Source organism: Escherichia sp. MOD1-EC6475 (assembly GCF_003046645.1).
In the GTDB taxonomy this organism is placed as follows: Bacteria; Pseudomonadota; Gammaproteobacteria; order Enterobacterales; family Enterobacteriaceae; genus Escherichia; species Escherichia ruysiae.
Genome location: NZ_PZKQ01000053.1, coordinates 14,588 through 29,057, shown reverse-complemented (window position 1 = coordinate 29,057; position 14,470 = coordinate 14,588). Strand labels below are relative to the sequence as shown.

Annotated in this window: 11 protein-coding genes; 7 read left to right on the top strand and 4 right to left on the bottom strand. The window is 51.6% G+C overall.

Annotated features, from left to right (window positions below; translation table 11 throughout):
• Window positions 1-7: 7 nt before the first annotated feature.
• Complete coding sequence (admX, locus tag A7589_RS17155) at window positions 8-922, bottom strand: HTH-type transcriptional regulator AdmX (protein WP_000776563.1); 915 nt, start codon at window positions 920-922, stop codon at window positions 8-10.
• Window positions 923-1,194: 272 nt separating this feature from the next.
• Here admX and A7589_RS17150 point away from each other — a divergent pair, with 272 nt between their 5' ends.
• Together A7589_RS17150 and agp are read left to right on the top strand one after the other, a co-directional pair.
• Window positions 1,195-2,628, top strand: a complete 1,434-nt coding sequence (locus A7589_RS17150) for a hypothetical protein (protein ID WP_001285184.1) — start codon at window positions 1,195-1,197, stop codon at window positions 2,626-2,628.
• Between the two features lie 157 nt (window positions 2,629-2,785).
• Window positions 2,786-4,027 (top strand): bifunctional glucose-1-phosphatase/inositol phosphatase, encoded by a 1,242-nt coding sequence (agp, locus tag A7589_RS17145; protein WP_000751740.1) that lies wholly within the window; start codon window positions 2,786-2,788, stop codon window positions 4,025-4,027.
• A 37-nt stretch (window positions 4,028-4,064) separates the two neighbouring features.
• Here agp and A7589_RS17140 read toward each other — a convergent pair whose 3' ends face one another.
• Entirely contained in the window at window positions 4,065-4,292 is a 228-nt protein-coding gene (locus A7589_RS17140) for a YccJ family protein (protein ID WP_001143120.1), read from the bottom strand.
• Between the two features lie 20 nt (window positions 4,293-4,312).
• A complete protein-coding gene (gene wrbA / locus A7589_RS17135) occupies window positions 4,313-4,909 on the bottom strand; it encodes an NAD(P)H:quinone oxidoreductase (RefSeq protein WP_001151442.1) in 597 nt (198 codons plus the stop codon).
• 361 nt (window positions 4,910-5,270) lie between these two features.
• On the opposite strand from wrbA, the gene A7589_RS17125 reads away from it, so the two are divergent.
• Window positions 5,271-5,444: a con-10 family general stress protein gene (locus tag A7589_RS17125; protein ID WP_001273661.1), complete on the top strand. Its 174-nt coding sequence runs from the start codon at window positions 5,271-5,273 to the stop codon at window positions 5,442-5,444.
• 221 nt (window positions 5,445-5,665) lie between these two features.
• A complete protein-coding gene (gene rutR, locus A7589_RS17120) occupies window positions 5,666-6,304 on the top strand; it encodes an HTH-type transcriptional regulator RutR (RefSeq protein ID WP_010352087.1) in 639 nt (212 codons plus the stop codon).
• 38 nt (window positions 6,305-6,342) lie between these two features.
• Here the strand turns inward: rutR and putA are convergent, their stop codons facing one another.
• A complete protein-coding gene (gene putA, locus A7589_RS17115) occupies window positions 6,343-10,305 on the bottom strand; it encodes a trifunctional transcriptional regulator/proline dehydrogenase/L-glutamate gamma-semialdehyde dehydrogenase (RefSeq protein ID WP_010357053.1) in 3,963 nt (1,320 codons plus the stop codon).
• A 421-nt stretch (window positions 10,306-10,726) separates the two neighbouring features.
• Here putA and putP point away from each other — a divergent pair, with 421 nt between their 5' ends.
• From putP to efeO, 3 genes are all read left to right on the top strand, one after another.
• Window positions 10,727-12,235 (top strand): sodium/proline symporter PutP, encoded by a 1,509-nt coding sequence (putP, locus tag A7589_RS17105; protein ID WP_001018481.1) that lies wholly within the window; start codon window positions 10,727-10,729, stop codon window positions 12,233-12,235.
• A gap of 219 nt (window positions 12,236-12,454) precedes the next feature.
• Window positions 12,455-13,285: an iron uptake transporter permease EfeU gene (gene efeU / locus A7589_RS17100; protein WP_108188931.1), complete on the top strand. Its 831-nt coding sequence runs from the start codon at window positions 12,455-12,457 to the stop codon at window positions 13,283-13,285.
• A gap of 57 nt (window positions 13,286-13,342) precedes the next feature.
• Complete coding sequence (gene efeO / locus A7589_RS17095; protein ID WP_000154421.1) at window positions 13,343-14,470, top strand: iron uptake system protein EfeO; 1,128 nt, start codon at window positions 13,343-13,345, stop codon at window positions 14,468-14,470.

Here is a 14,470-nt window from a genome sequence, read left to right as displayed (position 1 = left end):
AAAACATTTAGGCCTGAGGAGCAATTGACTTTTTATTTTCAGGGTATAACTCAAGGTTAATGGCTCGCAGTTGCTGACGTAATTGCTGACAGAGGAAATCGACAAATTTTTGTGTAATAGGGCTAAGCGAAACATCGGCACGGCGTAGTAAGCAAAGATCAATTTTTATTGGTGGTTCGATGGAGTGAATTGTCTCTGCCGGGAGGTTATGACGGGCAGAGAAAATATCGGTAATACTGCATCCCATTCCTCGTTTTACAAATTCAGTCGCCATGTAATATGTCTGGACATTCAGGCGCGTCGTCAAAAAATCACGCCGTTTGGCTATTGCATCGGAAAGGGAATAGGGGCCGGGAGAAATCCAGCGTTGTTGGTCAATCTTGTCTATTTCTACCGCGCCCTGTCGATAGTCCCGGTCGATATAAACCAGCGGAACTTCGGCTATCAGCGTCGTCATAATCTCCCCCTGTTGAATCGGCTGTAGCGTCAGAGCCAGATCAATCTCACGCAGATCAAGCTTTTTAACCAACGTTTCGGTGTGCTCTGTCGTCAGTGTCATTACCAGATTCGCATTCTGCTGGTAAAACGCGGTGACTATTTCTGGCACCAGACTTAACCCCAGACTTGGCAGGCATCCCAGGGCTATTTTGGCTCGCGGATCTCGCGTCAGGTTATCGGCCAGCAGTCGCAGGTTATCGAGTTCGTGATAAATCGACTGCGCTTTTTCAAAAAGTGTGATCGCTTCGCTGGTTGGAAGAAGCTTGCCACGAACTCGCTGAAAGAGCTGAAAACCGAGTTTTTGTTCAGCGTTTTTTAACGCTTTACTGGCGGCCGGCTGGGAAATATTCAGCGATTCCGCAGCCCGGGAAAGTGTCCCGCATGTCATCACGGCATAGAAGATTTCCAGGTGGCGCAGTTTCATTAAGAGTTAACCCAGAGTTATAGACGATAGATAAAAAGTCATTTCATGGTAACACCAAGTTAACATAAATTTAATCTGTAACGCCTGTTCTGGTAACAATGCGTTATTTGCCCACCTAAAGGGGTTAATTACGAACTCAGAATAATACCTGTAGTACCCGGACAAACCCTCAGTGCATTTTGCTAACAATAATAACGAGGGGGGATATTTTCTGAGCTGTCCAAATACATCGGCTGATATTGAAAGTCGATTCGATGGGGTTAAGGAGTTATATGAGTGACTCAATGCTCGCTGGTGGTTCGCTAACCAGACAAAATATCACCAAAAAGAATGTCATTATTGGCTTGCTGTTGGTTGTTTTTTTACTGACAGCGTTCTGGTGTCAGGGGCGTCCAGGTAATGAACTCGGACTGCTTGGTTTTACACCGCTGGTAGCGTTAGCGGTGCTCTCGTTGATAGGCGTCGATATTGTTCTGGCAGTTATTTCATCGATTATTATTGCGATGATAATGACCTCCACCGGCTTACCAGAAATGGGCACCATGCTGGCAAAATCGACGGGATCGTTTATCGCCACTGTAGGTCTGATCATTATGCTTGGTGCCGGTGTTGGTGAAGTGGCAACACGTACCGGAGCCGCCGTTGAACTGGTCAAATTTGTGGTACATCGTATCGGGCTTTCCAGCCAGACGCGGGTCAAATTTGGCATCGTTGTCTCTTCCATTCTCATCTGTGGCGCGCTGGGCACTATGGCAGGCGGTAATGCCATTATTGTCGCGGTGATTATTCCTGTGGCGGCGGCAGTACGGCTGACACCGCCTACGGTGGCTGCACTGATGATGACGGCGGGGTCCGTGGGATTGTTTACCGGGCCATTTACCCCCAGTACCGTGACGATTTTACAACTCGGCGGCCTGACTTATCCGCAATACCTGATGTACGTTGGATTACCAATGAGCGCCGTGACGTTATTCGCTGGCTGGATCATGGCCGGGCGAATTCAGAAGATGACGGAAGGAAAATTACACTACGAAGTGGATCTCTCTGAGAAAACTCAGGAAGAAGAGGAACCCGCCCGCGTTCGCCGTCGCAAGCTCAGTGCGCTGGCATTTGCCGCAACCATTATTGTTATGGCGGTTATCGGTGTAGTGATAAAAGCAGGTTTTAGTTTTGCCATTATCGTGATGTTACTGGTGGCTTTGATCACCGGACTAGTGGGAGGATTAAGCCCTGCCGGGATACTGCAGGCGCTGTATAAGGGGTGTGGCAGACTGGTGTGGATGTTTCTGCTCTACTGGCTGTATAACCCGATTCTCGAACTTATGGATAGCCTGCAGGCGTATCAGGGGTTGCTCGAATACACCCAACCACTGTTAACCGGGATATCACCGGCATGGCTTTGCTTCTGTATTTTTGCTTTTAACATTATCGGTCATGTGCCAGGCGCCGCTGTTGCTCAGATGACCTTTACGCACAAAATATTTGGTCCAATGTTGATGGCTGCGGGAGTGCCGCCACAGGGGACAACGGCGGTATTGTTAGCCTCATCGCAAGTGGACTGGTTTGGGCCTTTCCCTTCATCGGATATGTTTGGTCAAATGGGGCTGGCACAATCAACCCATCTGAAATATATGCTTTATAACGGTTGGACCATTGTCATTGCTAATATCATTCTTTTTGCCGTGCTGTTTCAGGTATTAGTTTAACGATACAAACCAGGCGATAGCGCAGCGACTGTCCGCTATCGCCTGGTGCTCTGCAAGTTTCCCGCCTCGTTATCTGCTAATTTGCGAACCTGTTCCCGGAAAAAAGTCATATTTCTGTCACACTCTTTAATCATTGATAACAAAAGAGGTGTGAGGAATGAAAAAAACGCTAATCGCCGCAGCCGTGGCAGGGATGGCTTTGCTTTCTTCAAATGCTCAGGCACAGGCTGTACCGGAAGGCTATCAGCTACAGCAAGTGCTGATGATGAGTCGCCATAACTTACGTGCACCGCTGGCAAATAATGGCAGCGTGCTTGAGCAGTCGACGCCGAATAAATGGCCAGAATGGGATGTTCCCGGCGGGCAGCTCACCACTAAAGGTGGCGTGCTGGAAGTGTATATGGGGCATTACATGCGTGAATGGCTGGCAGAGCAGGGGATGGTAAAGTCGGGTGAATGCCCGCCGCCGGACACCGTTTATGCCTACGCGAACAGCCTGCAACGTACCGTCGCTACCGCGCAGTTCTTTATTACCGGCGCATTCCCTGGATGTGATATTCCTGTTCATCACCAGGAAAAAATGGGCACCATGGACCCAACTTTTAACCCAGTAATCACCGATGATTCCGCCGCATTCAGTGAGCAGGCGGTGGCGGCAATGGAGAAAGAGTTCAGCAAACTACAACTGACGGACAGCTATCAGCTACTGGAAAAAATCGTTAACTATAAAGACTCTCCAGCCTGTAAAGAGAAGCAGCAATGTTCGCTGGTGGATGGCAAAAATACTTTCAGTGCGAAGTATCAACAAGAGCCGGGCGTTTCCGGGCCATTGAAAGTCGGCAACTCGCTGGTAGATGCGTTTACGTTGCAATACTACGAAGGTTTCCCGATGGATCAGGTGGCGTGGGGGGAAATTAAATCTGACCAACAGTGGAAGGTGTTGTCGAAGCTGAAAAACGGCTACCAGGACAGCCTGTTTACCTCACCGGAAGTAGCGCGCAATGTTGCGAGACCGCTGGTTAGTTATATCGACAAAGCCCTGGTCACCGATCGCGCCAGCGCACCGAAAATCACTGTGTTGGTAGGGCATGACTCTAATATTGCCTCGCTGCTCACCGCGCTGGATTTTAAACCCTATCAGTTGCATGACCAGAACGAACGCACGCCAATTGGCGGCAAAATCGTTTTCCAGCGTTGGCATGACAGCAAAGCCAATCGTAATTTGATGAAAATCGAGTATGTATACCAGAGCGCGGAACAGTTACGTAATGCCGATGCGTTAACGTTGCAGGCTCCGGCTCAGCGGGTGACGCTGGAATTAAGCGGTTGCCCGATAGATGCTAATGGTTTTTGTCCGATGGATAAGTTTGATAGCGTGTTGAATGAAGCGGTGAAATAACAGAAAACTCCCCCGTCAGCTGCGGGGGAGTCACTGGTTAAACGTTTTTACGTTCGATGGTCTGTTCGCCCCAAAAAAGCGAATCTTTATCGGTTTTGGCAAAGGCTTTGACTAACACTTCGTCGCTACCTTCTTCCCAAATTTTTTCCGCCATTTTCTCATCGTACCCGGCGACTTCAAAAATGGCCTCGGCTATTTCCGGTGACGTGTTGCGCAGAGATGCCCATTCACCCACGTGATGAGCTTTCGCTTCTTGAGTTGGCATGTGTATCCTCCTGTTGAAGATTAGCCATTAAGTTTGACTGCCAGACCAGCAACATATTCCCCCTGGTAACGTGCGATAGACAACTCTTCCTGACTGGGCTGGCGCGAACCGTCACCGCCTGCAATGGTGGTCGCGCCATAAGGCGTTCCGCCGCGAACCTGCGAGACGTCAAATAACTCTTGCGCTGCGTAGCCAATAGGGACAATCACCATGCCGTGATGTGCAAGGGTCGTCCAGGTTGAAGTGATAGTCTGTTCCTGACCGCCGCCGGTGCCGGTCGAACTAAAGACGCTTGCCAGTTTGCCGTACAGAGCGCCGGAAGCCCACAGGCCGCCAGTCTGATCCAGGAAAGTACGCATCTGGCCTGACATATTGCCAAAACGGGTTGGTGTACCAAAAATAATCGCGTCGTAATCGGCCAGTTCTTGCGGGGTTGCAACGGGCGCAGTTTGCGTTTTACCGCCTGCTTTTTCGAATAATTGCGGCTGCATGGTTTCCGGTACACGCTTAACGACAACTTCTGCGCCATCGACTTTGCTTGCGCCTTCGGCGACAGCTCGTGCCATCGTTTCGATATGTCCGTACATGGAATAATAAAGCACCAGAACTTTAGCCATTTCTAACCACTCCTCGTGTTATCTCTATTCCGTAGCGATTCGCTACCACTCATTTAAAGATAAGACGTCCTATTCAGAGTGCAAATTTCACAACCACTTATTTGATTTATAACAATTTTCACAAGCATGTAATTTTGTCGCAAAATGATACATTTTTATCCCATAGCGTTTTTTTAATCATAAGAGCGGCTTATGGCTGATTACCGGAAATGATATCTATTCTCGCTAAGAAGCTGTTGCAGGATATTACCAAACGCAGGCTTACCCGCGTCAGTTCACTAAGCTTAGTCCCACGTAGCGAAAATATGGCACCCGCCATACGCCGCGTTAATCCTGGGCACTATGATGACGGAGGTCAGTAATGGCAAACCATCGAGGCGGTTCCGGCAATTTTGCAGAAGACCGCGAAAGAGCATCAGAAGCAGGTAAAAAAGGTGGACAGCACAGCGGGGGGAATTTCAAAAATGACCCGCAGCGCGCATCTGAAGCAGGAAAAAAAGGGGGCAAAAGCAGTCACGGCAAAAGCAACAACTAGCCGGGCTACTCCATGACCAATGCGTTTTGTCTGACGCACGTCATTACGCCACTGCCGCCGGTAATTCCGGCGGTTTTTCGTTCTGGTACTCTTCTTAATATCCTTGTGTTAATACCTTTCTCGCTCATTTCACCATTATTCATTTGTACCGTGAATGTTGATGGTCGAGGCATCGTGCTGATTTTGCTATCCTGTTGCCAGTCTACAAGAGGGGTGAGTGCATGACGCAAGGCGCAGTGAAAACAACGGGTAAACGTTCGCGCGCAGTGAGCGCGAAGAAAAAAGCGATTCTTGGTGCGGCACTGGACACTTTTTCACAATTCGGTTTTCACGGCACAAGGCTGGAGCAGATCGCAGAGTTGGCGGGCGTGTCAAAAACCAATCTGCTGTATTACTTCCCGTCGAAAGAGGCGCTGTATATTGCCGTGCTGCGGCAAATTCTCGATATCTGGCTGGCACCGTTAAAAGCGTTTCGTGAAGATTTTTCCCCGCTGGCGGCGATCAAAGAGTACATCCGTCTGAAGCTGGAAGTCTCCCGTGATTATCCGCAGGCTTCGCGCCTGTTCTGTATGGAGATGCTGGCAGGTGCGCCGCTGTTAATGGATGAGCTGACGGGGGATTTGAAGGCGTTAATTGATGAGAAATCGGCGCTGATTGCCGGTTGGGTCAAAAGCGGCAAACTCGCGCCGATTGATCCGCAGCATCTGATTTTTATGATTTGGGCTTCCACCCAACATTACGCCGATTTCGCTCCCCAGGTGGAGGCGGTGACAGGCGCGACGTTGCGCGATGAGGTGTTTTTCAATCAAACGGTTGAAAACGTGCAGCGGATTATTATTGAAGGGATTCGACCACGCTAATGATGCCGGAGGAAGTTGCAACATCCTCCGGCAAGCACTTAACCGATCGTCATTAAACTGGCGTTACCGCCAGCGGCAGCGGTATTTACACTCAGCGAACGTTCGATATACAGCCGTTCCAGCAGGATATTGCTTTCGCCACGGGCAAAACCCTGCACCGAAACAATCGCACCGTCACGCGCGGCAACCGCTTCACACAGTGCACGAAGCTGATCCGAATCACCGTGGAAGATCACCGCATCAAACGGTTGAACGGTAATATTTTCCGCTTTAGCCAGTTGAATACGTTCGCTGACTGCCGATGGCAATGCCTTCACTAATTGACGATGCAGTGTGTCATCCGTCCACAGCACCCGGCTGCCAACGGCCAACACGGCGGCAAGCTGAGTTAATGCATCCTGTTCATCATCCGCAATACATAACACGCGCTCACGCGGCAGAAGCGTCCAGGTGTTGCGTTCACCCGTCGGCCCTGGCAGCAATCGCTGTGTTCCTGCTTGCGCCAGCTCACCATATTGCGCACATAACGTCTGCAATTCTGTTCGGTTTGCTGCCCATTCCCGTAGTGCATTCAGTGGCTGAATTAATGCTGCTTTCAGTTGGGCATCGACCGGATACTCTGCATCCTGACGCGCGAGCGTCACCGCCAGCGCGCTTTCCGGGCGATTCGCCAGCAGACGGTAGAGATAAAGCGGACCGCCTGCTTTCGGACCTGTACCGGACAACCCTTCGCCGCCGAACGGCTGCACACCAACCACTGCGCCAACCATATTACGGTTAACATACAGGTTACCGACATGCGCCGAGCCAGTGACCTGGGCAATGGTTTCATCAATACGCGTATGGACACCGAGCGTCAGACCATAACCGGAAGCGTTAATCTGCTCGATCAGCTCCGGCAATTGATTACGGTTGTAGCGCACCACATGCAGCACCGGACCAAAGACCTCTTTTTGCAATTCGGCAAAGTCATCCAGTTCGATAAGCGTCGGAGCAACAAAAGTGCCGCTTTGCCATTCACGGGCATCTTCGTTGTTTTCCCGCACCGCCTGGAACACCGGACGGCCTTTGCCGCGCATAGTCTGAATATGACGCTCAATATTGGTTTTCGCTTCGCTATCAATTACCGGCCCGATATCGGTGGTCAGGCGACCCGGATTACCCATCCGGCACTCAGCCATTGCGCCGCGCAGCATTTTAAGCGTGTGGTCGGCAATTTCATCTTGCAGGCACAGCACACGCAGCGCCGAACAACGCTGACCTGCACTGTCGAACGCCGAGGCCAGCACATCTATGACAACTTGTTCAGTCAGAGCGGAGGAATCGACAATCATCGCGTTCATACCGCCGGTTTCAGCAATAAGCGGAATAGGACGACCCTGAGCGTCCAGGCGGCTGGCGATATTGCGTTGCAGTAACGTGGCGACTTCGGTTGAACCGGTAAACATCACCCCGCGCACGCGATCATCACCCGTCAGTTGTGCGCCCACGGTTTCACCCTGTCCTGGTAGCAACTGCACCACGCCCGGCGGTACACCGGCTTCCAGCAAAATGGCGATCCCTTGCGCGGCTATCAGCGGCGTTTGTTCTGCCGGTTTTGCCAGTACGCTGTTACCTGCCGCCAGTGCGGCGGCGATCTGCCCGGTGAAAATCGCCAGCGGGAAGTTCCACGGGCTGATACACACCACTGGCCCTAGTGGACGATGAGTTTCGTTAGCGAAATCGTCCCGCACCTGTCCGGCGTAGTAGTGGAGAAAATCGACAGCTTCGCGCACTTCAGCAATGGCGTTACTGAAGGTTTTCCCGGCTTCACGCACCAGAATACCAATCAGTTGCTGCATCTGGCTTTCCATCAGCACGGCAGCGCGATGCAATATCGCCGCACGTTCAGCCGGAGGAGTGGCAAACCAGATTGGCGCATTATTAACTGCATTTTCCAGTGCCTGTTCCACTTCACGCGGCGTGGCTTCACGCACATAGCCCACAATATCTTTCGGTTCCGCAGGGTTAATAACGGGTGACATCTCACCTGCAGCTACCGGCTGTTCCAGCATTGGCAAGGCCTGCCATTTTTGCAGCGCACTGTTGAGCAGGGCAGAGGAGAGCGATGCCAGACGGTGTTCGTTGGCGAGATCTAACCCTGCCGAGTTGTCGCGCCCCTGACCGTAAAGATCGCGCGGCAGCGGAATTTTCGGATGCGGTAGCCCTGTTTGCCCTTCCTGTTGCGCCAATTTTTCTACAGCAGTGACCGGATCGGCAACAAGTTCATCCAGCGGCAAAGAGGTATCGGCAATACGGTTAACAAACGACGTGTTGGCACCGTTTTCCAGCAGGCGGCGTACCAGATACGCCAGCAACGTTTCATGTGTGCCGACAGGGGCATAAATACGACACGGGCGGTTAAGTTTGCCGTCGGCAACTTTCCCGGTGACCTGCTCATACAGTGGTTCGCCCATGCCGTGCAGGCACTGGAACTCGTACTGACCAGGATAGTAGTTTTGACCCGCCAGTTGATAAATTGCCGCCAGCGTATGGGCGTTGTGCGTCGCGAACTGCGGGTAGATTAAATTCGGCACCGCCAGCAGCTTTTTCGCACAGGCGAGATAAGAAACGTCGGTATACACCTTGCGGGTATAAACCGGATAACCTTCAAGACCGTCCATCTGCGCACGCTTGATTTCGCTGTCCCAGTACGCGCCTTTCACCAGGCGAATCATCAGACGGCGACGGCTGCGGGTGGCGAGATCAATCAGGTAATCAATTACCATCGGGCAGCGTTTTTGATAAGCCTGAATAACAAAACCGATGCCGTTCCAGCCTGCCAGCTCTGGCTCGAAACAGAGTTTTTCCAGCAGATCGAGGGAGATCTCCAGACGATCTGCCTCTTCGGCGTCAATGTTGATACCAATATCGTACTGACGCGCCAGTAGGGTTAATGATTTCAGACGCGGGTAAAGCTCGTCCATTACCCGGTCATACTGGGCGCGGCTGTAACGCGGATGCAGCGCCGACAGCTTGATTGAAATGCCTGGCCCTTCATAGATGCCACGACCGTTGGATGCTTTGCCAATGGCGTGAATCGCCTGCTGATAGGACACCATATACGCCTGCGCATCTGCGGCGGTCAGCGCGGCTTCGCCGAGCATATCGTAAGAGTAACGGAAACCTTTCTCTTCCAGCTTGCGGGCATTGGCTAATGCTTCCGCGATGGTTTCGCCAGTGACAAACTGTTCGCCCATCAGGCGCATCGCCATATCCACACCTTTGCGGATCAGCGGTTCACCGCTCTTACCGATAATGCGATTTAGCGAACGGGAGAGGCTGGCTTCGTTATGGGTAGAAACCAGTTTGCCGGTAAACAGCAGCCCCCAGGTGGCGGCATTAACAAACAAAGACGGGCTACGACCAATGTGTGACTGCCAGTTACCGTTGCTGATTTTGTCGCGAATTAACGCATCACGGGTGGCTTTGTCGGGAATACGTAGCAACGCTTCCGCCAGACACATCAGCGCCACGCCTTCCTGCGATGACAGTGAAAACTCCTGCAATAATCCCTGAACCATGCCTGCGCGACCACTGGCGTTTTTTTGATTACGCAGTTTATCTGCCAGTTGATATGCCAGTTTGTGCGCCTGTTCCGCAATCGGCTGCGGCAGGCGAGCTTGTTCCAGCAGCATAGAAACCGCTTCGGTTTCCGGGCGGCGATAGGCAGCGGTGATGGCAGCACGGGAAACTGACTGCGGCAAAATTTGCTCGGCAAAGTCGAGGAATGGCTGGTGTGGTTCCTCTGCCGGAGTCGGTGCTTCATCGCTCTCATTGGCAGCGCCAGAAAGCAGCGCAGGCAGCTCCGGCAGGGTATCGCTGTTCTCCAGCTGTTCAAGATAAGAAAAAATCGCCTGCTTAATTAACCAGTGTGGCGTGCGATCGATACGTGTCGCGGCTGACTTAATACGCTCGCGCGTCGCGTCGTCCAGCTTAACCCCCATGGTGGTGGTTCCCATGCCATTACTCCTGTTGTTCTGAAAGGTGCAACTTAACGTTATTGTGAAATATCCATTATGTTGCAACTTTGTGCAACCATGTTAAATGTGACTTGCGTAGCAAGCTTAAAAATGAATGAAATGTTAATAAAAGAAATCGATATGACAGGGAATAAAAAAATAACGCAGACTTTTTCTCTGCGGCAGTTAACATTTTTGAAAGGTGCAACCGCAAAAAATGTGAGGGAGTGCAACCTGATGAAAAATAGTATCGCTGGGCACTAAAATTTAATGTAAATGATGTGTTAAATCGATTGTGAATAACCAACGCTTCCGGCAGGATACGGTCGCCCTGGTAAACATAAACTCTGTTACCCCGTTCCGGTGGCAGATATAACGGCGAGTTTCGACATTGCCGATAATAATTTTTTGGAGACTTTAGATGGCTATTAGCACACCGATGTTGGTGACATTTTGTGTCTATATCTTTGGCATGATATTGATTGGGTTTATCGCCTGGCGATCAACGAAAAACTTTGACGACTATATTCTGGGCGGTCGCAGCCTTGGGCCGTTTGTAACGGCATTATCGGCGGGTGCGTCGGATATGAGCGGCTGGCTGTTAATGGGATTGCCGGGCGCAGTGTTTCTTTCCGGGATTTCCGAAAGCTGGATCGCTATTGGCCTGACATTAGGCGCGTGGATTAACTGGAAGCTGGTGGCCGGGCGGTTGCGTGTGCATACCGAATACAACAATAACGCCTTAACCCTGCCGGATTATTTCACCGGGCGCTTTGAAGATAAAAGCCGTATTTTGCGCATTATCTCCGCGCTGGTTATTTTGCTGTTCTTCACCATTTATTGCGCTTCGGGCATTGTGGCAGGCGCGCGTCTGTTTGAAAGCACCTTTGGCATGAGCTACGAAACGGCTCTGTGGGCAGGTGCAGCGGCGACCATCCTTTATACCTTTATTGGCGGCTTCCTCGCGGTGAGCTGGACCGATACCGTACAGGCCAGCCTGATGATTTTTGCCCTGATCCTGACGCCGGTTATTGTAATCATTAGCGTTGGTGGGTTTGGCGACTCGCTGGAAGTGATCAAACAAAAGAGCATTGAAAACGTTGATATGCTTAAAGGGCTGAATTTTGTCGCCATTATCTCGCTGATGGGCTGGGGGCTGGGTTACTTCGGGCAGCCGCATATTCTGGCGCGTTTTATGGCGGCGGATTCTCACCACAGCATCGTCCATGCGCGTCGTATCAGTATGACCTGGATGATCCTCTGCCTTGCTGGGGCGGTGGCTGTCGGCTTCTTTGGGATTGCTTACTTTAATGATCATCCGGCGGTAGCAGGTGCGGTAAACCAGAACGCTGAACGCGTGTTTATCGAACTGGCGCAAATTCTGTTTAATCCGTGGATTGCCGGGATCCTGCTGTCGGCGATTCTGGCGGCGGTGATGTCAACCTTAAGCTGCCAACTGCTGGTGTGCTCCAGTGCGATTACCGAAGATCTGTACAAAGCATTTCTGCGTAAACATGCCAGCCAGAAAGAACTGGTGTGGGTAGGGCGTGTTATGGTGCTGGTGGTGGCGCTGGTGGCCATTGCGTTGGCAGCGAACCCGGAAAACCGCGTGCTGGGGCTGGTGAGCTACGCGTGGGCAGGTTTTGGCGCGGCGTTTGGTCCGGTGGTGCTGTTCTCGGTGATGTGGTCACGCATGACGCGCAACGGCGCGCTGGCGGGGATGATCATCGGTGCGCTGACGGTTATCGTCTGGAAACAGTTCGGCTGGCTGGGTCTGTACGAAATTATTCCGGGCTTTATCTTCGGCAGCATTGGGATTGTGGTGTTTAGTTTGCTGGGTAAAGCGCCGTCAGCGGCGATGCAAAAACGCTTTGCCGAAGCAGATGCGCACTATCATTCGGCGCCACCGTCACGGTTGCAGGAAGGTTAAGGGAAGGCGTTTTACCGAAAATTCCACGTCATAATGGGAAGCAGACAGAGGGCAATCAGTGATTGCTCTCTGTGTTTTCTCTCAAAATATTTTTACATTTCCTCATCATTATCACTACATTCCGCTTGTATTTTTCTTTACCGTAATGATAATCGCTATCACTGCGATTTACTTTTCTTTGCATAGATTGACTCAGAAAAACGTTTAAGGGTGGGTGGCATGTTTGTTCCGTTTCTCATTATGTTGCGCGAAGGACTTGAAGCCGCGCTGATTGTCAGTTTGATTGCCAGCTATCTTAAGCGTACCCAGCGAGGCCGATGGATTGGTGTGATGTGGATTGGCATGCTGTTTGCCGCTGCGTTGTGCCTGGGCTTGGGTATCTTCATTAATGAAACCACCGGCGAATTTCCGCAAAAAGAGCAGGAGCTGTTTGAAGGGATCGTGGCGGTGATCGCCGTGGTGATCCTCACCTGGATGGTTTTCTGGATGCGCAAGGTGTCGCGCAACGTCAAAGTGCAACTGGAGCAGGCGGTCGATAGCGCATTGCATCGCGGGAATCATCACGGCTGGGCGCTGGTGATGATGGTCTTTTTTGCCGTTGCACGGGAAGGGCTGGAGTCGGTCTTTTTCCTGCTGGCGGCATTTCAGCAAGATGTCGGGATCTGGCCGCCGCTCGGTGCAATGCTTGGCCTCGCCACGGCCGTGGTGCTTGGTTTCCTGCTCTACTGGGGCGGTATTCGCCTCAATCTTGGCGCATTTTTCAAATGGACCAGCCTGTTTATTCTCTTCGTCGCCGCAGGGCTGGCAGCAGGTGCCATTCGCGCATTTCATGAAGCCGGATTGTGGAACCACTTTCAGGAAATCGCCTTCGATATGAGCGCGGTGCTCTCAACTCACTCGCTGTTCGGCACGCTGATGGAAGGTATTTTTGGTTATCAGGAAGCGCCGAGCGTCAGCGAAGTCGCCGTCTGGTTTATTTATCTCATCCCGGCGCTGGTGGCGTTTGCTCTGCCGCCACGTGCAGGAACGACAGCGTCTCGCTCCGCGTAACAAATACGACGCAAACTCTTGCTTAGTTACAACATACTTTAAAGGGATAGTCTCGTCATGACCATTAACTTCCGCCGTAGTGCACTGCAATTAAGCGTGGCTGCGCTGTTCTCTTCTGCTTTTATGGCAAATGCCGCTGATGTGCCGCAGGTCAAAGTGACCGTGACGGATAAGCAGTGCGAACCAATGACTATTACGGTTAACGCCGGGAAAACGCAGTTTATCATTCAGAACCACAGTCAGAAGGCGCTGGAGTGGGAGATCCTCAAAGGCGTGATGGTGGTGGAAGAGCGGGAAAATATCGCCCCTGGTTTTAGCCAAAAAATGACGGCGAATTTACAGCCTGGTGAATACGATATGACCTGCGGTCTGCTGACTAACCCGAAAGGGAAGTTGATCGTCAAAGGCGAGGCGACGGCGGATGCGGCGCAAAGTGATGCACTGTTAAGCCTCGGCGGTGCAATTACCGCATATAAGACGTATGTCATGGCGGAAACTACGCAGCTGGTGACCGACACTAAAGCCTTTACCGACGCCATTAAAGCGGGCGATATCGAAAAAGCGAAAGCACTGTATGCGCCGACGCGCCAGCACTATGAGCGCATTGAACCGATCGCTGAACTGTTCTCCGATCTGGATGGCAGCATTGACGCCCGTGAGGATGATTACGAGCAAAAAGCTGCCGACCCGAAATTCACCGGTTTCCACCGTCTGGAAAAAGCCTTGTTTGGCGACAACACCACCAAAGGAATGGATCAGTACGCTGACCAGCTTTATACCGATGTGGTCGATTTGCATAAACGCATCAGTGAACTGGCTTTCCCACCTTCAAAAGTGGTCGGCGGCGCAGCCGGACTGATTGAGGAAGTGGCAGCCAGCAAAATCAGTGGTGAAGAAGATCGTTACAGCCACACCGATCTGTGGGACTTCCAGGCCAACGTTGAAGGCTCGCAGAAAATTGTCGATCTGCTGCGTCCACAATTGAAAAAAGCTAACCCGGAACTGTTAACAAAAGTCGATACCAACTTCAAAAAGGTCGATACCATTCTGGCGAAATACCGTACCAAAGACGGTTTTGAAACCTACGACAAATTGACCGATGCCGACCGTAACGCGCTAAAAGGCCCGATTACCGCGCTGGCGGAAGATCTGGCGCAACTTCGCGGTGTGCTGGGGCTGGACTAA

Bases quoted from the DNA above. Each gene is read 5' to 3' on its own strand.
- efeO (WP_000154421.1), top strand. From the start codon at position 13,343: ATGACCATTAACTTCCGCCGTAGTGCACTGCAATTAAGCGTGGCTGCG.
- rutR (WP_010352087.1), top strand. From the start codon at position 5,666: ATGACGCAAGGCGCAGTGAAAACAACGGGTAAACGTTCGCGCGCAGTG.
- wrbA (WP_001151442.1), bottom strand. From the start codon at position 4,909: ATGGCTAAAGTTCTGGTGCTTTATTATTCCATGTACGGACATATCGAA.
- A7589_RS17140 (WP_001143120.1), bottom strand. From the start codon at position 4,292: ATGCCAACTCAAGAAGCGAAAGCTCATCACGTGGGTGAATGGGCATCT.
- putA (WP_010357053.1), bottom strand. From the start codon at position 10,305: ATGGGAACCACCACCATGGGGGTTAAGCTGGACGACGCGACGCGCGAG.
- efeU (WP_108188931.1), top strand. From the start codon at position 12,455: ATGTTTGTTCCGTTTCTCATTATGTTGCGCGAAGGACTTGAAGCCGCG.
- putP (WP_001018481.1), top strand. From the start codon at position 10,727: ATGGCTATTAGCACACCGATGTTGGTGACATTTTGTGTCTATATCTTT.
- A7589_RS17150 (WP_001285184.1), top strand. From the start codon at position 1,195: ATGAGTGACTCAATGCTCGCTGGTGGTTCGCTAACCAGACAAAATATC.
- admX (WP_000776563.1), bottom strand. From the start codon at position 922: ATGAAACTGCGCCACCTGGAAATCTTCTATGCCGTGATGACATGCGGG.
- A7589_RS17125 (WP_001273661.1), top strand. From the start codon at position 5,271: ATGGCAAACCATCGAGGCGGTTCCGGCAATTTTGCAGAAGACCGCGAA.
- agp (WP_000751740.1), top strand. From the start codon at position 2,786: ATGAAAAAAACGCTAATCGCCGCAGCCGTGGCAGGGATGGCTTTGCTT.